This is a genomic window from Ramlibacter sp. GS1-15 (genome assembly GCF_057785015.1).
This window is the reverse complement of record NZ_JBYNTU010000001.1, coordinates 177501-193651: the sequence shown is the minus strand read 5'-3', so window position 1 is coordinate 193651 and position 16151 is coordinate 177501. Positions and strand designations below refer to the sequence as shown.

Here is a 16151-nt window from a genome sequence, read left to right as displayed (position 1 = left end):
CGTCCGGACCGCTGTCAGTCCAGGACGCCCACCTCTTTCCAGCCGGCTTTCACGGCCTGGTGGACCTTCGAGCCGGTGCCGTGCACCGTCGCCGCGGCGTGGGCCGTTGCCTTCGCGGCGTCGCGGAAGGTCGCTTTCGCCTGCAGCGCGTCATAGCCTTGCAACCACACGACGGCGAAGTTCTCCCAGGTCTTGCCGCCTACGTGCGTAGCCGCGACGTAGAACGCGCGGTTGGCGATGCCCGAGGCGGTATGCGCCTCGTCGCCCGGCTTGTACTGGCTCCAATGCTTGATCTGGTCGTCTTCCGGCCAGGTCAGGTGCCGGTTGCCCGGGTCGGCGAGCGAGCGCACGGCCTTGCCCGTGCCGTGCGCGAGGACGTCCTCGCCGAGCAGCCAGTCGGCGCTGGCGGCATCCTGCCCCGCATGCCATTGCTTGACCATGCTGCCGAACACATCGGAGAACGACTCATTGAGCGCGCCGGCTTCGCCCGCCAACGCAGGCGGCTTGCCCGGCTCGAGCACCACGCCCAGCCCGTGCGGCACGAGGTGCTGCGACACGCCATGGCAGAACTCGTGGGCGATCAGGCCGAGCGAGCCCGCCAGGCCCGCGACGTGGTGTCCGTCGCCGTCGCCCACGATCATCTGCTCGCCGGTCCACATCGCGTTGGCGAAGCGAAAGCCGTAGTGCACCGAGGCGTCGATGCGCATGCCGTGGCCATCCGCCGAATCGCGCTGCAGGACGGACTTGAAGAACTGCAAGGTGACGCCCAGGTTGTCGTAGAGGCGATTGGCATCGGTGTCGTGCGACGCGGCGCCGCCCTCGTCGCGCAGCACCTGGCCCGGAAGCATCGTCTGGCCCTGGGCGGTGTAGATGCGCCGACGCAGCTTGTTCGCGCCGGTCTTCCTGGGTGGCGGACTTGCCGTGTGCGCCGCGCGCTGCGAACGCACCTGCTGCGAGTGGTCGATCTGGTCCAGCAGCGCCTGCCGATGCTCGCCTTCGCTGCGGTCGGCCAGATGCTGGATCAGCTTGCGCGGCAGCGCGCAGCAAAGGCAGGCGTAGCGCATGTCACTCACCACCGCGCCATCACCGCAAGTGGGCGAAGGTCGCCAGGCTGCGGTATGTTTCGGTTTCGCTCTTGAGCAAGCCGGCGAAATCCTCGCGGCCAGTGGCCGGCACACCACCCAGCTCGCCGATCCGCTTCTGGTATGCCGGATCCTGCAGCACGCTGCGCAGCCCCTGCATCAGGCGGGCTTCGACGCCTGCAGGAATGCCTTTCGGCGCGAGCACGCCGATCCAGCCGGTGAGTTCATAACCGGCGAGTGCCGGATGCTCCGACAGCGCCGGAACGCCGGGCAGCATCGGCAGGCGCTCCCGACCCGAGACCGCGACCGCGACGAGGCGGCCACTCTGGACAAGCGGCGCCGCGGCCGAGGTCGACAGGAATCCGAATTCGATCACGTTGCCGACGAGATCCGACGTGAGCGTGTTCACGCCTCGGTACGGGATGTGGGTCATGAACAACCCGGCGCGCTGTTTGACCAGTTCGCCCGCAAAGTGCATCGTGGAGCCGATGCCTGGACTGCCGTAGCTGAACTTGCCGGGATTGCGCCGGGCGACTTCGACGAACTCGGGCAAGGTCTTCACGCCGCTTTTCGGGCCGGCCACGAGAACCAGCGGAGCGCTGGCTGCGAGTACCAAGGGCGTGAAATCCCGGCGACCGTCGTACTTCTGCTCTGGATTGAGGATGCCCGTGCCCACCAGCTCGTTGCTCGAGCCCACGAGCAGGGTGTATCCATCCGGCGCGGCAGCCGCCACGCGGGACGCCCCGATCGCGCCGGCGGCTCCCCCGATGTTTTCGACGACGACCTGGGCATCGAGCTTCGACGCCAAGGCATCGGCGAGGATTCGCCCGACCACGTCCACCGATCCCCCAGGCGGATAACCCACGACGAGTTTGATGGGTCGTGAGGGGAACGACTCTTGCGCCGCCAGGGGCAGTGCGGCAGATACAAGGCACGCCGCCCACAGGGCCCCAACAACGCGGCGCTTCATCCGGAATCTCCTCTTTCTTGCTGTTCAGGAATCGGTGCGGCCGGCGGACAGGAAGGACTGCGCCAAGCTGACCCAATACGAGGCTACCACGGGCAGGCTCTCGTCATTGAAATCGTAACCCGGGTGGTGGGTCATGCAGTGACCCTCCCCGTTTCCGTTGCCGACGATGAAGTAGCAACCGGGACAGGCTTGCAGCATGAAAGCGAAATCCTCGCTTCCCGGCAAAGGCTCGAGGTCCTCGATCAGGCCTTCGTTGCCCAGCCAGTCGCGCGCGACCTGTTCGGCGAAGGACGTGAGCCCGGCGTCATTGGACAGCGGCGGATAGCGCCACTGGTACTCGATCTCGGCGCGCGTACCCAAGGTGCGAGCCTGGGTGTCGATGACTTCCACGATCCGGCGGCGCAGGAATTCGCGCGTCTGCGGCCGGAACGCGCGCACGGACAACTGCATCTCGACCGAATCGGGAATGACGTTGGCCGCCGCGCCTGCATGGATCGAGCCGACGGTGACGACCGCCATGTCGCGCGGATCCACGTGGCGCGAGACCACGGTCTGCAGCGCGAGGATGATGTGAGCGGAAGCCACCACGGGATCGAGCGTGAGGTGCGGTGCCGCGCCGTGGCCGCCGCGGCCGAAGACTCTCACCATCACCGTGTCGGACGATGCCATGAACGTGCCGGCGCGAAACCCGAACTTGCCTGCCGGGTATCCCGGCATGTTGTGGAAAGCGAATACCGCGTCGCACGGAAACAGCTTGAACAGGCCGTCCTCGATCATGCGGCGCGCGCCCCCCAGGCTCTCCTCGGCGGGCTGGAAGATGAGGTTGAGGGTTCCATCGAAATTGCGCGTGCGCGCGAGATGGCGCGCCGCGGCCAGGAGCGTGGCCGTGTGGCCGTCGTGCCCACAGGCGTGCATCTTGCCGGGGTTTCGGCTGGCGTAGGGCAAATCCGTCCGCTCCTGGATGGGCAGGGCGTCCATGTCGGCGCGCAGCCCGAGGCGTCGCCCGCCCTTTCCCGCACGCAATGTGCCCACCACCCCTGTGCCGCCCAAGCCGCGATGGACCTCGTACCCGTAACGCGCGAGTTCGCCCGCCACGATGTCGCTCGTCACGACTTCCTGGAAACCCAGCTCGGGATTCGCATGGATTCGTCGACGCAGTGCCACCATGTCGTCGGTGATCTCGCGGATGCCCGCCAGCACGGCGTGTGGCAACAAGGACATCAGATCACCTTGGATATGCGCCGGGCCGCCGAAACCGTCGCCTGCGCGGCACCGGCCGTGGCCATGGGCTTGCAGAACATCCCGGGCGGGATGGCGAAGCAGATGCAGCCGTCGAAATGACTGTTCATCGGGTCTCCCTCAGGCGCCGGAGCATAGGCGAAGAGTCCCCCACCGTCACGCGCCGTCGATCACGGCGCGTGTGAGGTATTCACCAACGGGCCGGCAGCTTCTTCTTCAGCGTGATGCGCTTGACGCCCAGCTCGACGTAGCCGCCCTTTTCCAGGTCCTTGAGCAGGCGGCTGACCATCTCGCGCGAGGCGCCGACGCGGCTGGCGAGCTGCTGGTGCGTGATCTGAGTGAGGACGACCGGGTTATCGGGGGCGCCCGGGCCCTTCTGGCTTTCGAGCGTGGCGATCACGCGGCCATAGACGTCCAGCAGCGCCATGTTGCGCGCCGTCTCGGTGGCGGCGCGGGCGCGGCGGATCACCTGGGAGACGAGCTCCAGCGCGAACTCGGGCTCCTCGGCCAGGTGGTCGCGCAAAGCGTTGCGGCCGACCACCGAACACACGGCCGGCTCGAGCGTCATCACGGATGCCGAGCGCGGCCCGCCATCGAGCCACATCTCGGCGAAGTAGTCGCCCGCCTCGACGATGTTGTAGGTGATCTCGCGGCCGTCCGCGTCGGTGGAATAGACCTTGACGCGACCCTCCAGCAGCACGAAGAGCGAATCGCCGATCTCGCCCTCGTTGATGATGACGCTGTTCTTGCGGTAGCTGCGAATGGAGCCGCGCAGCGCGAGGGCGCGCAGGCTCGGGCTCAAGGCGGCGACCAGCTTCTCGTGGGCCGCCGACGGGTTCTGCGTTGTCATTTCTTCTCCCCCGGACGGCGATCACTCTAGCATGAGAGACCGCAATGCCGCAGGGGGGATGCCCCCCTTGTTGCTTCAGCGCGCCAGGGCTTAACGGACCGCCTCGTGCGGAAACGCCGGCGCGACCGGCGGCAGGACGGCCAGGCGGCCGACCAGCTCGCGCACGCCGCCCGAGCGCGTCTTGGCCGACAGGCTGCGGATGTGGCTGCGCACCGTGGACACGGCGACTTTCATCTGCTGCGCGATCTGCGGGGCGGACAGACCCTCGCTCAGAAAGCCCAGCACCTGCTGTTCGGTCGGCGTGAGGCCGTGGCGCTGCGCGAAGAAGCAGAGCATCAGCGGATCGCACACCGCGGGCCGCGCGAAGACGATGGCCGCCCGCGCGGGCTCGCCGGCCTGGGACTTCAGCGGCAGCACGGCCACGGGCACGCCGGGTCCGTCGGTGGCCTCCAGCTGGAGCAGGCTGCGTTTGCCCTCGGCGGCGCGGCCCAGCGCAAGGTGCAGTTCGGCATCGCAATCGGCGCGGCAGGCCTGAACGTTCCCCTCGTGCAGGGCGACGATGCGGCCGCGCGCCAGCTCGTGGCGGGCCGCCTGGTTGGCGTGGAGCAGCCGCCCGTCCAGCGCGACGACGAGCGTGGCATGGGCGAGTTCATCCATCAACGCGGCGAGGCCCGTCCCCCCGGACCCCGCCGCATTGCCGGCCACGAGGCCGCCCTCCCTGTTGCCCTCCTGCGCGATCAATTCGAGTTCCACCCCATCTCCCAGTGGTATGGCGGCAAGGATAGGAAGGGGCTGCGGCAGGGCGTATGAACTGCGGCCCACCGTTCCTGTGAGAAATTAACCTTGTTCTTGCAGGATCTCGAGCGCGTGAGCGAACACCTGCGGCTGGAACGCGAGTTCCACGTGCGCGACGCCGCGCGCGAAGCGGTTGTCGGCGCCGGGCAGCGTGGCGGCGGACGGCGGGAAGACGACGTTGTCGCAGTTCGAATACCAGCAGGTGAAGGGAACGGAGCCCGGCTCCTGTGCGAGAGCCAGCACCCAGTCGCCATCGAGCCGCATCTGCCGGCCGTTGGGCGTGTGGCTGAAGCGGCCGAGCCAGGTGCCGCGATGCGGCGTGCCGATCGTGATGACGCGCTGCACGCGCGCGGCGTCGCGCTGCGCCCGCAGCCAGGCGCGCACGGCGAGACCTCCCATGCTGTGGGCGACGACGAGCGGCGGCTGTCCGGTGAGCAGCACCATGCGCTGCACAGCGGCGTCGATGATGCCGCAGTAGTCGTCGATGGAGCCGAACACCGGTTCCAGGTTCACGGCGATGAACGGGTGCCCGCTGGCGCGCAGCTTCGCCATCCACGGGTTCCACAGCGCGCGGTTGCAGACGAACCCGTGGACGAACACGACGCCGCGCCGGCCGCGCATGCGGGGATCGAGGAAGTCCGGCTGCGCCTGCGAGCGGAACGGCTGGCGCCAGAAGAACACGACGAAGGCCGTCCATGTTTCGGCCCACCAGGCGCGCAAGAGTTCGGCCCAGCTCGGTCGTGGCGCCGGATCGCTGCGCGCGACGACCTTCACCAGTACGAATTCGATGGCGAGGACGAACGAGTAGAAGAAGAAGATCGCGAGCGCGCCCGCGATCGCAAGGGTCGGGGAACGCTGCCAATGCCACACCGCCCACGCAAGCGACAGGCCCAGCAGGCCGAGGGTCGTCACCTGCTGCAGGCCGGCCAGGGCGGAGCGCGCGTGCATCACGCGAGTATCACATCGCGGTCCGTGAGACGCTTGACCAGGCCCTGAGCGAGCCGGTTGACGATGCCGTAGATCGACAACTGCGGGTTCGCGCCTATGCTGGTCGGAAAGATCGAGCCGTCGTGCACCGACAGGTTCTCGAGCTGCCAGTGGATGCCGTCGGGCCGGACGACGCCCAGCTCCTCCTCTCCGCCGAGGCCGCAGCCGCCCATCACGTGGGCGCTCACCACCTTGGTGAGCAGCGGCTTCATCGGCAACGCGGCGATGGCCCCACGTGCCTGCGCCCACGACGAGAGCGGCTGCGCGAGTTCATGCACCGGCAACACCTCGCGCGCGCCGGCGGCGAACTGGATCTCGGCCATCGCGAGCAGTGCGCGCCGCGCGCCTTCCATCACGTAATCGTTCAGAGGGTAGTCCAGCACGGGCGAGCCGTCGCCGCGCAGCTTCACTTCGCCGCCCGCCGATCGCGGATGGAAGCCGTCGCGCAGCAGCGCGAGCAGCACATGCGTGTGCGGGAACTGGCGCAGCAGGCGCGCCTGCGATTCGCCGAAGCCGGTGACCGTCGATGCGAAGATCACGGGATGCAGCGGCGGCGCTTCGAGCTTGAACCCCATGGGCCCGTCGATGGCCTGCGTGTGCAGGAAGTGGTCGGTGTAGATCGACTGCGGCGCGCCCTGCCAGCCGGCGACGGCCTGCTCCATCAGGCCGGCGGACAGCACGACGGGATGCAGGAACGTGCGGGTGCCGAGCCGCCCGTGGGGGTCGGGGGCCTGCGAGCGCAGCAGGACCGCGGGTGAATTGATCGCGCCGCCACCGAGCACGTAGTGCTGCGCCACGATCGTCGCGGTGCCGCAGCGCAGCGCGCGCACCCGCCCCTTGGCGATGTCGAATGCTTCGGCGCGCGTCTCCACCAGCAGGGTCGCGCCGCGATCGAGCGCCGCGGGGATGGTCGTGACGAGCATCGACTGCTTCGCGTTGGTCGGGCAACCCAGGCCGCACGAACCCAGGTTCCAGCAGCCTTTCACGTTGCGCGCGATCGCCGCGGCCGGGATACCGAGCTTCGCGGCGCCGCGCCGCAGCAGGTCGTTGTTTTCGTTGGGCGCGGCCAGCCAGGTGGCGATGTTCAGGCGCCGCTCCGCCTGCTCGAAGTAAGGTGCGAGCCGGTCGCTGTCGAAGCCGTCGAGCCTGAACCGAGTACGCCAGTGATCGAGCGTTTCCTCCGGCGTGCGGAAGGAGCTGGTCCAGTTCACCGTGGTCGAGCCGCCGACGCAGCGCCCCTGCAGGATGGTGATCGCCTTGTCGGCCGTCTTGCGTGCCGCGCTTTCCTGGTACAGCGCGGGATACGCCTCGGACTCGCGCTGGTGGAAATCGGCGCTGCTCTTGAGCGGCCCCTCTTCGACGATCACGACCTGCAGGCCGGCCTTCGTGAGCAGTTCCGCCGTGATGCCGGCGCCCGCGCCCGAGCCGACGATGGCGACGTCGCACACGATGCGCGCAGGCACTTCACCATGCGGGCCGCCGCGCACCTTCCAGCCGCGGCCCAGGCCTTCCCGGATGGGATCTGGAACCCGGCCCATGCGCCCTCAGACCGTGTCCGGGCCGGGATAACCGATGCCCGGCCAGGTCGCCTCGTCGGCGAAGTACGCGGCGCCCACGATATCGTGCAGCGCCTGGTAGGCCTGCTGGCGCAAGGAGACTCTCGACGTGCGCATGGCTTGCAAGGCATCCTGCATCTGCGGCACGGTGGCTTCCGTCCACGGGGGCGAGAGCCCGGCGAACCCACGACGGCCGGGCGCGCTCGCCAGCAACGCGAGCAGCTGCGACAGCTCGCCCTGGGCATGCGGCGGCAACGCGGCGACGAGCGCATCGATACGCGCGAGCAAGGCCTGCAGCGACGATGCATCGTGCGGCATCGTGCCGTCGAGGATCGCGCGTGCGGCACCCGCGAACACTTCGCGGCCGGTCGACGACAGCTTCGCATCGTGGAGGCCGGGCTGCATCAGCGCGAGCGAGCCGCCGCCGACCGCCAGGGCCGCCGCCGAGAACGCGCCGAGCGCGAGCCAAGTCCTTCTTCGCATGCGGCCGACTATCGCACGCACCTCGCGGTGCGCCTTAGAGGCACGCGCCTAGATAGACTCGGGGTTTGCATGGAAGCGGCACGAACCATCCGAAGCGCCGTAGCGCGCGTCTCCGCGCTGCGCGAGGCGGCATCGGCCGAGGCGGGGCTGCGCGAAGCGGTGCTCGCGGTGAAGGCGCTGCAGGCCCGCCGGTTTGCCGGCACCTATGCGGACATGCTCGCCGGCGGGCCGTTCGCCGCGCCCGCGCGCTTCTTCCTCGAAGAGCTCTACAGCGACAGGGACTATGCCGAACGCGACGCGCAGTTCGCCCGCATCGCCGGGGCGATCGAGAAGTTCTTTCCCGCGTCCGTGGTGGAGACGGCCGTCGGGCTCGCGCAGTTGCATGCGTTGACGGAAGGGCTCGATGACGCGATGGGGCGCGAGTGGCTGCGGGCGGATGACAAGCGAGGCGAGGCGCATCGGTATGTCCAGGCGTGGCGCGCCGTCGGGCGGCGCGGCGATCGCAGCTCGCAGCTCGAGACCGTGCTCGCCATCGGCGAGGACATGATCCGGCTCACGCGCACGCCCGGCCTGCGCATGATGCTTCGGCTGATGCGCAGCCCGGCCGCCGCAGCGGGACTCGGCTCCTTGCAGCGCTTTCTGGAAGCCGGCTTCGACACTTTCGCGGCGCTCGCGCGGGGCGAGAGCGCGCACCAGTTCCTGCGCACGATCGGCGAGCGCGAATCGGCGCTGATCGCGAGCCTGTTCGACACCCCGGCTGTCGCGTGTGAGACCGGGCTGGCTCGCACCCTAGGAGAAGCACCCTAACGGCGGCGCGGGAGCAACTCGACAATCGCCGACGAAGGAGACCACCCCGCATGGACAAGCCCTGGCTCGCCAGCTACCCGGCCGACGTGCCGCACGAGATCAACCCGGACCAGTACGGCTCGCTCACGCAGCTGCTGGAGGAATCGTTCCGCAGGAATGCGTCGCGGCCGTTTTCCGTGTGCATGGAACACTGGATGACGTATGGCGAGCTCGACAACCTGTCGGCCGCACTCGGCGCCTGGCTGCAGGCGCAGGGGCTCGAGCCCGGTGCGCGCGTGGCCATCATGCTGCCGAACATCCCGCAGTTCGGGGTGACGATGGCCGCCGTGCTGCGTGCGGGCTACACCTGCGTCAACGTGAATCCGCTCTACACGGCGCGCGAGCTCGAGCATCAGCTCAAGGACTCGGGCGCGACGGCCATTGTCATCCTGGAGAACTTCGCGAAGACGCTGGCCGAGGTGGTCGACCGCACGCAGGTCAGGCACGTGGTGATGGCGGCGATGGGCGACCTGCTCGGCTTTGCCTACGGCAGCTGGATCACGTTCGCCGTGCGGCACCTTGCGAAGATGGTGCCGCCCTACAAGATGCCGCTCACGAACGGCCGCAGCGTGACGCCGTTCAACCGCGCAATCACCGAGGGCATGTCGAAGACGCTGAAGCCCACGCCGCAGACGCTCGATTCGGTGGCGTTCCTGCAGTACACGGGCGGGACGACAGGGCTCTCGAAAGGCGCGGTGCTCACGCATCGGAACATCGTCGCGGCGATCCTGCAGGCCGAGGCGTGGTTCAGCCCGGCTCTCAAGCGCCTGGGCGATGCGTCGAAGACGAACAGCATCACGGCGCTGCCGCTGTACCACATCTTCGCGCTGACGCTGTGCCTACTGTCGATTCGCTGGGGGGCGTATCTCACGCTGGTGCCGAACCCGCGCGACTTCGGGAAGTTCATCGAGGTGCTCAAGCGCCGGCCGTTCCACCTGTTCCCCGGGGTGAACACCTTGTTCAATGCGCTGATGCAGCATCCGCAATTCAAGAGCATCGATTTCTCGCAGCTTTGCCTGACGCAGGCCGGAGGCATGGCGGCCTCGGAGGGGACTGCGCGGCAGTGGCAGCAGATGACCGGCTGCCCGATGGTGGAAGGCTGGGGCATGAGCGAGACCTGCGCGATCGGCACGAACAACATCGTGACGAGCAGGCAGTTCACCGGCACGATCGGCCTGCCTCTGCCGGGTATCGACATCGCGATCAAGGACGATGCCGGCAAGTCACTGGCACTGGGCGAAGCCGGCGAGATCTGCATCCGCGGGCCCAACGTCATGCCCGGCTACTACAACCAGCCTGCCGAGAACGAAAGGGCCTTCACGGCCGACGGCTTCATGCGCACCGGCGACATCGGCATCATGGACGAGCGCGGCTACACGAAGATCGTCGATCGCAAGAAGGACATGATCCTGGTCAGCGGGTTCAACGTGTTCCCCAATGAGCTGGAGAACGTCATCTCGATGTGTCCCGGCGTGACGGAAAGTGCCGTGATCGGCGTCCCCGACGAGAGACAGGGAGAAGCCATCAAGGCCTTCGTGGTGAAGAACGACCCGATCCTCACGGAAGAAGACGTGATGAAGTACTGCCGCCAGAATCTGACGGGCTACAAGGTGCCGAAGTACATCGAGTTCCGCGACGACCTGCCCAAGACCAACGTCGGCAAGATCCTGCGACGGGAGCTGCGCGCCACGCGATGAACGGCCCGACTCGACTGCCGGCGGGAGTGACCGTTTTCGAGCGGGGCTGGCTGTCGTCCAACAACGTGGTGTTCGCGTCCGGTCGCACGGCGATCGTGGACACCGGCTACGTCACGCATTCACCGCAGACGGTGGCCCTCGTGCGCAATGCATTGGCCGGCCAACCGCTCGAGCTGATCGTCAACACGCACCTGCACAGCGACCATTGCGGCGGCAACGCAGCGTTGCAGGCGGCTTACCCGCAGGCACGCACGCTGATTCCGCCCGGGCTCGCGGACGCGGTCCGCTCCTGGGATGAGGATGCGTTGAGCTACGCACCCACCTCACAGTCGTGCGCGCGTTTCCGGTTCGACGATGTCATGCGGCCCGGCACCGGGATCGATTTGGGTGAAAAGGTTTGGCAGGTGCACGCTGCGCCGGGGCACGATCCGCACTCGGTCGTGCTGTTCGAGCCCGAATCGCGCGCGCTGATCTCGGCGGATGCCTTGTGGGAAAGCGGCTTCGGTGTTGTATTTCCGGAACTCGAAGGCGTGGCCGCCTTCGACGAAGTCGCCGCCACGCTCGATGTGATCGAGCGCTTGAATCCGGAAGTCGTCATTCCGGGCCATGGCGGTGTGTTCGGCGGCACCGATCATGTCGCTTCGGCACTGGCCCAGGCCCGGCGGCGGCTCGACGGTTTGACGAATGACCCGCCGCGCCACGCATCGCATGCGGTCAAGGTGCTCATCAAGTTCAAGTTGCTCGAATGGCAGTCGATATCCGTCGACGACTTCCTGGCCTGGGCCGCGGCGATGCCGTATGTCCACATCGTGCACGACCGCTTTTTTGCCGGGGTCCCATTGGCCCGCTGGCTCGAGCATCTGCTGGCTGATTTGGAGCGCTCGGGCGCGCTGGCCCGCCGGGGCGGCATCCTCTGTAACATCTGAGCTTGAACTGGAGTCCGCCGATGTCCGAAGCGCGCCGTTTCCGCTGGTCCCCTGTCGCCGCAGCCTGCTTGTCCCTCGCTGTTCTTTTGCAGCCGATGGCGGCGGATGCAAAAGCGCCCGATGCTCACAGTGGTATCGCGTGGCAGGTGGCGTCGTCGGACGCGGAAGTCGATCGCGCTTTCGCGTTGGCCAAGCAGAGCGGCAAGCCGGTCTTCCTGTACTGGGGCGCGGTGTGGTGCCCACCGTGCAATCAGGTGAAGGCGACGCTCTTTTCGCGACCGGACTTCATCGAGCGTTCGCGCGCGTTCGTTCCTGTTTACGTCGACGGCGACAAGCCGGGCGCCCAGAAGGTCGCTTCGCGCTTCAAGGTCTCGGGCTATCCCACCATGATCCTGTTCAAGCCGGACGGCTCCGAGATCACCCGGCTGCCGGGCGAGGTGGACCCGCAGCGTTATCTGCTGACCCTGACTTCAGCCCTCGATGCGCAGGTCCCGGTCAAGGATCTTGTGCAGCGCGCGCTCGGGAAGCAATCGCTGACGCCGGAGCAATGGCGCCTGCTTGCTTTCTATTCGTGGGAGACGGACCAGCAGCAACTCGTGAAGTCTGCGGACCTGCCGCAGCGCCTTGCGGAACTCGCGGCTGCAGTGCCTGCCAACCTTCCGCTGGTTCGCGATCGCCTGGCTTTCAAGGCGGTGTATGCGCGTGCCGATGCGGCCGGTGACAAGAAGACGGCCGACGCGGCGACGCTCGAGGCCGATCGAAAGACGGTTGATCGCATCCTGGCGGCGGGGGCCGGTTCCGAGGAGCTCGCGGATCTCGTCTTCTACTACGCGGAGCCGGTCGTGAAGTATCTGGCGCCCGAGGGTAAGGAGCGTGTCGCATTGGCCCAACGCTGGGAACAAGCGTTGAATCGCCAGCTGGCGGCGCAGGCGGTGGCACCTTCCGTGCGCATCGATGCGCTGGATACGCGGGTGGCGCTGTGGAAGTTCCAGGAAGGCGACACCCTGAGCGCTGCGCATCGCCAGCGGATCCAGAGCGACGTGGCACAGATCGTCACGCAGACGACCGACCGCTATGAGCGGCAGGCGGTGATTCCCTCGGCCGCGCATGTGTTGACGGCGGCGGGACTGATCGACGAGTCCGACAAGTTGCTGAAGGCGGAGTTGCCGCGCGCGGTCGCACCATACTACCACATGCTCGGCCTTGCCGGGAACGCGAAGAAGCGGGGCGACGCGAAGGCTGCCTTGCAGTGGTATGAGCAGGCCTGGAAGAAGTCAGAAGGACCGGCCACCCGAATTCAGTGGGGTGCCGGCTACGTCAGCCATATCGTCGAGCTGACTCCGAACGACGCGACACGCGTCTTTGCCGCGGCGAGTGCACTCGTCTCCGGGCTCGAGCCTAAGGACGAAACGTTCTTCGAGCGCAACGAGCGGTCGCTGCAGCGAATGGCGAAGCGCCTGAAAGATTGGCAGGGCACCGACCCGGTGCGAACCCGTACCGTAGCCAGGGTGAGAGATCAGCTGGCGAAGACGTGTGCGAAGCTGCCGGCGGGTCAGCCCGGGCGCTTGAACTGCGAGGCTGTCTTTTCGGATTCGACGAGCTGAGGTTTCGTCAACGGCACGGAACCGAGCCGCTCATGCCGGCTTTCTCCCGGGTAGCTGCGAATCAAGACGACTTCACCAGCAGTCCACATCAACGGTTGCACCGAGCAGGGCGCGGGTTGCCCGCCAGGATACGCGATCGTCATGTGGGGCGTTCGCTGCGGCTCCGCCGACATGCCGGCCTTGCGAAGCAAGAAGGCAAGCTTTTTCCCGAGTTCGACGACGCCCGGATTGTCGCCCGTCAGGGCGTATGCGCCTCCACCAAGTAGCTGCACACGGTCGAAGCTCACTCGAGCTTCGGAATGCTGCAGACTGGAAACGGCGGCGAGTACGGCTTTAGCGTAGAGGTCTTTGGACGCCGCCTCGGCGTAGTCCGGCATGGCACACACTGTGACGTGCAGAAGGTCTTCCCGCGTCAATCCCCGGCGCAGCTGCCGCGACTCTCTGAGCTGCCGCTGGATCGTCACGGCGCCCTTGCCCGCCAGGGGATCGGGCGGGAGCGCGAAAAAGATGTGCTCAAGCGGATTTCGATCAACGCCCTCGTCCGAGGGCAACCCAAACCCAGGCAGTGACGTTTGATCCGGCATGGTTCAAGCCCCGGCATCCGAAAAGACAAAAAGCCCCGTGATTTCTCACGGGGCTTCCTGCGGCTGTAATAGCCTGACGATGTCCTACTTTCACACGGGAATCCGCACTATCATCGGCGCAGAGGCGTTTCACTGTCCTGTTCGGGATGGGAAGGAGTGGGACCACCTCGCTATGGTCATCAGGCATAACTTGTTGCCGACTTGCCTTGCGGGCAAGACGACCAATTCATAGAGCTTCGAATCAGCTTCTTGATTGCGTACTTGGCATAACACCCTTGATCTGACCGATCAAAGTTATAGGGTCAAGCCGCACGAGCAATTAGTACTGGTTAGCTTAACGCATTACTGCGCTTCCACACCCAGCCTATCAACGTCCTGGTCTTGAACGACTCTTCAGGGGGCTCGAGGCCCCGGCAGATCTCATCTTGAAACGAGTTTCCCGCTTAGATGCTTTCAGCGGTTATCTCTTCCGCACTTAGCTACCCGGCAATGCCACTGGCGTGACAACCGGTACACCAGAGGTGCGTCCACTCCGGTCCTCTCGTACTAGGAGCAGGCTTCCTCAAATCTGCAGCGCCCACGGAAGATAGGGACCAAACTGTCTCACGACGTTTTAAACCCAGCTCACGTACCTCTTTAAATGGCGAACAGCCATACCCTTGGGACCGGCTACAGCCCCAGGATGAGATGAGCCGACATCGAGGTGCCAAACACCGCCGTCGATATGAACTCTTGGGCGGTATCAGCCTGTTATCCCCAGAGTACCTTTTATCCGTTGAGCGATGGCCCTTCCATACAGAACCACCGGATCACTATGTCCTGCTTTCGCATCTGCTCGACTTGTCAGTCTCGCAGTTAAGCACGCTTATGCCATTGCACTATCGCCACGATGTCCGACCGTAGCTAGCGTACCTTCGAACTCCTCCGTTACGCTTTGGGAGGAGACCGCCCCAGTCAAACTGCCTACCATGCACTGTCCCCGACCCGGATAACGGGCCTAGGTTAGAACCTCAAACGCACCAGGGTGGTATTTCAACGTTGGCTCCACCAGATCTAGCGACCCGGTTTCAAAGCCTCCCACCTATCCTACACAGATCCGTTCAAAGTCCAATACAAAGCTACAGTAAAGGTTCATGGGGTCTTTCCGTCTTTCCGCGGGGAGATTGCATCATCACAAACATTTCAACTTCGCTGAGTCTCGGGAGGAGACAGTGTGGCCATCGTTACGCCATTCGTGCAGGTCGGAACTTACCCGACAAGGAATTTCGCTACCTTAGGACCGTTATAGTTACGGCCGCCGTTTACTGGGACTTCGATCAAGAGCTTGCACCCCATCACTTAATCTTCCAGCACCGGGCAGGCGTCACACCCTATACGTCCACTTTCGTGTTTGCAGAGTGCTGTGTTTTTATTAAACAGTCGCAGCCACCGATTTTTTGCAACCTCATTGGGCTCCATCCGCGAGGGACTTCACCTACTAAAGGCACACCTTCTTCCGAAGTTACGGTGTCAATTTGCCGAGTTCCTTCTCCCGAGTTCTCTCAAGCGCCTTAGAATACTCATCTCGCGCACCAGTGTCGGTTTGCGGTACGGTCGTGTGCAGCTGAAGCTTAGTGGCTTTTCCTGGAAGCAGGGTATCGCTCACTTCGGAGGCAAGCCTCCTCGTTATCACCTCTCACCTAAGCCCGGCGGATTTACCTACCAGGCACGGCTACAGGCTTGAACAGACACGTCCAACAGTCTGCTGAGCTAACCTTCTTCGTCCCCACATCGCACTGCACATCGGTACGGGAATATTGACCCGTTTCCCATCAGCTACGCATCTCTGCCTCGCCTTAGGGGCCGACTCACTCTACGCCGATGAACGTTGCGTAGAAAACCTTGCGCTTACGGCGAGCGGGCTTTTCACCCGCTTTAACGCTACTCATGTCAGCATTCGCACTTCCGATACCTCCAGCATCCCTTACGGGACACCTTCACAGGCTTACGGAACGCTCTCCTACCACTTGCACTTGCGTGCAAATCCGCAGCTTCGGTAACTGGCTTAGCCCCGTTACATCTTCCGCGCAGGACGACTCGATCAGTGAGCTATTACGCTTTCTTTAAATGATGGCTGCTTCTAAGCCAACATCCTGACTGTTTTAGCCTTCCCACTTCGTTTCCCACTTAGCCAATTTTAGGGACCTTAGCTGGCGGTCTGGGTTGTTTCCCTCTTGAGTCCGGACGTTAGCACCCGGTGCTCTGTCTCCCAAGCTGTACTCTGCGGTATTCGGAGTTTGCATAGGTTTGGTAAGTCGCCATGACCCCCTAGCCTAAACAGTGCTCTACCCCCGCAGGTAATACTTGAGGCACTACCTAAATAGTTTTCGGAGAGAACCAGCTATTTCCAAGTTTGTTTAGCCTTTCACCCCTATCCACAGCTCATCCGCTAGTTTTGCAACACTAGTCGGTTCGGACCTCCAGTACCTGTTACGGCACCTTCATCCTGGCCATGGATAGATCACTTGGTTTCGGGTCTACACCCAGCGACTG

The 16151-nt window shown here is 65.2% G+C and carries 15 protein-coding genes and 2 rRNA genes (1 of these 17 only partly in view); 5 read left to right on the top strand and 12 right to left on the bottom strand.

The features are described from left to right. Positions 1–14: 14 nt before the first annotated feature. The 9 genes from AC3EF3_RS00975 to AC3EF3_RS00935 all read right to left on the bottom strand — a co-directional run bounded on the left by AC3EF3_RS00975 (position 15) and on the right by AC3EF3_RS00935 (position 7962). A complete protein-coding gene (locus tag AC3EF3_RS00975) occupies positions 15–1064 on the bottom strand; it encodes a M4 family metallopeptidase (protein WP_488533712.1) in 1050 nt (349 codons plus the stop codon). A gap of 19 nt (positions 1065–1083) precedes the next feature. Next, complete coding sequence (locus AC3EF3_RS00970; protein ID WP_488530287.1) at positions 1084–2052, bottom strand: Bug family tripartite tricarboxylate transporter substrate binding protein; 969 nt, start codon at positions 2050–2052, stop codon at positions 1084–1086. 24 nt (positions 2053–2076) lie between these two features. Then, complete coding sequence (locus AC3EF3_RS00965) at positions 2077–3273, bottom strand: M20 aminoacylase family protein (protein ID WP_488530286.1); 1197 nt, start codon at positions 3271–3273, stop codon at positions 2077–2079. Further along, positions 3273–3401, bottom strand: coding sequence for a hypothetical protein (locus AC3EF3_RS00960; RefSeq protein WP_488530285.1), 129 nt, complete (start codon positions 3399–3401; stop codon positions 3273–3275). The genes AC3EF3_RS00965 and AC3EF3_RS00960 overlap by 1 nt, the downstream gene beginning before the upstream one ends. An 80-nt stretch (positions 3402–3481) precedes the next feature. Beyond that, positions 3482–4141, bottom strand: coding sequence for a Crp/Fnr family transcriptional regulator (locus AC3EF3_RS00955; RefSeq protein WP_488530284.1), 660 nt, complete (start codon positions 4139–4141; stop codon positions 3482–3484). A 90-nt stretch (positions 4142–4231) separates the two neighbouring features. Beyond that, complete coding sequence (locus AC3EF3_RS00950) at positions 4232–4894, bottom strand: helix-turn-helix transcriptional regulator (RefSeq protein ID WP_488530283.1); 663 nt, start codon at positions 4892–4894, stop codon at positions 4232–4234. A gap of 84 nt (positions 4895–4978) precedes the next feature. Next, positions 4979–5884, bottom strand: a complete 906-nt coding sequence (locus AC3EF3_RS00945) for an esterase/lipase family protein (protein WP_488530282.1) — start codon at positions 5882–5884, stop codon at positions 4979–4981. Continuing rightward, positions 5884–7461, bottom strand: coding sequence for a GMC family oxidoreductase N-terminal domain-containing protein (locus AC3EF3_RS00940; RefSeq protein ID WP_488530281.1), 1578 nt, complete (start codon positions 7459–7461; stop codon positions 5884–5886). Before AC3EF3_RS00940 ends, AC3EF3_RS00945 begins: the two co-directional genes overlap by 1 nt. A gap of 6 nt (positions 7462–7467) precedes the next feature. Continuing rightward, entirely contained in the window at positions 7468–7962 is a 495-nt protein-coding gene (locus AC3EF3_RS00935) for a hypothetical protein (RefSeq protein WP_488530280.1), read from the bottom strand. A 69-nt stretch (positions 7963–8031) separates the two neighbouring features. On the opposite strand from AC3EF3_RS00935, the gene AC3EF3_RS00930 reads away from it, so the two are divergent. Genes AC3EF3_RS00930 through AC3EF3_RS00915 form a run of 4 tightly spaced genes read left to right on the top strand, consistent with a single transcriptional unit; the run spans position 8032 to position 13035 of the window. Then, positions 8032–8769: an FFLEELY motif protein gene (locus AC3EF3_RS00930; protein WP_488530279.1), complete on the top strand. Its 738-nt coding sequence runs from the start codon at positions 8032–8034 to the stop codon at positions 8767–8769. A 50-nt stretch (positions 8770–8819) separates the two neighbouring features. Further along, positions 8820–10505 carry an AMP-binding protein gene (locus AC3EF3_RS00925; RefSeq protein WP_488530278.1) on the top strand — a complete coding sequence of 562 codons (1686 nt, stop codon included), beginning with the start codon at positions 8820–8822 and terminating at the stop codon, positions 10503–10505. Next, a complete protein-coding gene (locus AC3EF3_RS00920; RefSeq protein ID WP_488530277.1) occupies positions 10502–11431 on the top strand; it encodes an MBL fold metallo-hydrolase in 930 nt (309 codons plus the stop codon). The genes AC3EF3_RS00925 and AC3EF3_RS00920 overlap by 4 nt, the downstream gene beginning before the upstream one ends. Before the next feature lie 20 nt (positions 11432–11451). Beyond that, positions 11452–13035: a thioredoxin family protein gene (locus AC3EF3_RS00915; RefSeq protein ID WP_488530276.1), complete on the top strand. Its 1584-nt coding sequence runs from the start codon at positions 11452–11454 to the stop codon at positions 13033–13035. Here the strand turns inward: AC3EF3_RS00915 and AC3EF3_RS00910 are convergent. Then, on the bottom strand, positions 12984–13412 hold the full coding sequence (locus AC3EF3_RS00910) for a 2'-5' RNA ligase family protein (protein WP_488530275.1): 429 nt from the start codon (positions 13410–13412) through the stop codon (positions 12984–12986). The two genes, AC3EF3_RS00915 and AC3EF3_RS00910, sit on opposite strands and share 52 nt — an antisense overlap. Positions 13413–13427: 15 nt before the next feature. Between AC3EF3_RS00910 and AC3EF3_RS00905 the strand changes: the two genes are divergently transcribed. Further along, positions 13428–13604 carry a hypothetical protein gene (locus AC3EF3_RS00905; protein ID WP_488530274.1) on the top strand — a complete coding sequence of 59 codons (177 nt, stop codon included), beginning with the start codon at positions 13428–13430 and terminating at the stop codon, positions 13602–13604. An 86-nt stretch (positions 13605–13690) separates the two neighbouring features. Here the strand turns inward: AC3EF3_RS00905 and rrf are convergent. Then, a 5S ribosomal RNA gene (gene rrf, locus AC3EF3_RS00900) occupies positions 13691–13803 on the bottom strand. 114 nt (positions 13804–13917) lie between these two features. Further along, positions 13918–16151, bottom strand: a 23S ribosomal RNA gene (locus tag AC3EF3_RS00895); it runs 642 nt beyond the window's last position.

What these genes read in the sequence shown, in the direction of transcription:
- AC3EF3_RS00975 (WP_488533712.1), bottom strand. Translation starts at nt 1,064, where the DNA reads ATGCGCTACGCCTGCCTTTGCTGCGCGCTGCCGCGCAAGCTGATCCAG.
- AC3EF3_RS00930 (WP_488530279.1), top strand. Translation starts at nt 8,032, where the DNA reads ATGGAAGCGGCACGAACCATCCGAAGCGCCGTAGCGCGCGTCTCCGCG.
- AC3EF3_RS00925 (WP_488530278.1), top strand. Translation starts at nt 8,820, where the DNA reads ATGGACAAGCCCTGGCTCGCCAGCTACCCGGCCGACGTGCCGCACGAG.
- AC3EF3_RS00965 (WP_488530286.1), bottom strand. Translation starts at nt 3,273, where the DNA reads ATGTCCTTGTTGCCACACGCCGTGCTGGCGGGCATCCGCGAGATCACC.
- AC3EF3_RS00940 (WP_488530281.1), bottom strand. Translation starts at nt 7,461, where the DNA reads ATGGGCCGGGTTCCAGATCCCATCCGGGAAGGCCTGGGCCGCGGCTGG.
- AC3EF3_RS00915 (WP_488530276.1), top strand. Translation starts at nt 11,452, where the DNA reads ATGTCCGAAGCGCGCCGTTTCCGCTGGTCCCCTGTCGCCGCAGCCTGC.
- AC3EF3_RS00935 (WP_488530280.1), bottom strand. Translation starts at nt 7,962, where the DNA reads ATGCGAAGAAGGACTTGGCTCGCGCTCGGCGCGTTCTCGGCGGCGGCC.
- AC3EF3_RS00970 (WP_488530287.1), bottom strand. Translation starts at nt 2,052, where the DNA reads ATGAAGCGCCGCGTTGTTGGGGCCCTGTGGGCGGCGTGCCTTGTATCT.
- AC3EF3_RS00955 (WP_488530284.1), bottom strand. Translation starts at nt 4,141, where the DNA reads ATGACAACGCAGAACCCGTCGGCGGCCCACGAGAAGCTGGTCGCCGCC.
- AC3EF3_RS00960 (WP_488530285.1), bottom strand. Translation starts at nt 3,401, where the DNA reads ATGAACAGTCATTTCGACGGCTGCATCTGCTTCGCCATCCCGCCCGGG.
- AC3EF3_RS00910 (WP_488530275.1), bottom strand. Translation starts at nt 13,412, where the DNA reads ATGCCGGACTACGCCGAGGCGGCGTCCAAAGACCTCTACGCTAAAGCC.
- AC3EF3_RS00920 (WP_488530277.1), top strand. Translation starts at nt 10,502, where the DNA reads ATGAACGGCCCGACTCGACTGCCGGCGGGAGTGACCGTTTTCGAGCGG.
- AC3EF3_RS00945 (WP_488530282.1), bottom strand. Translation starts at nt 5,884, where the DNA reads ATGCACGCGCGCTCCGCCCTGGCCGGCCTGCAGCAGGTGACGACCCTC.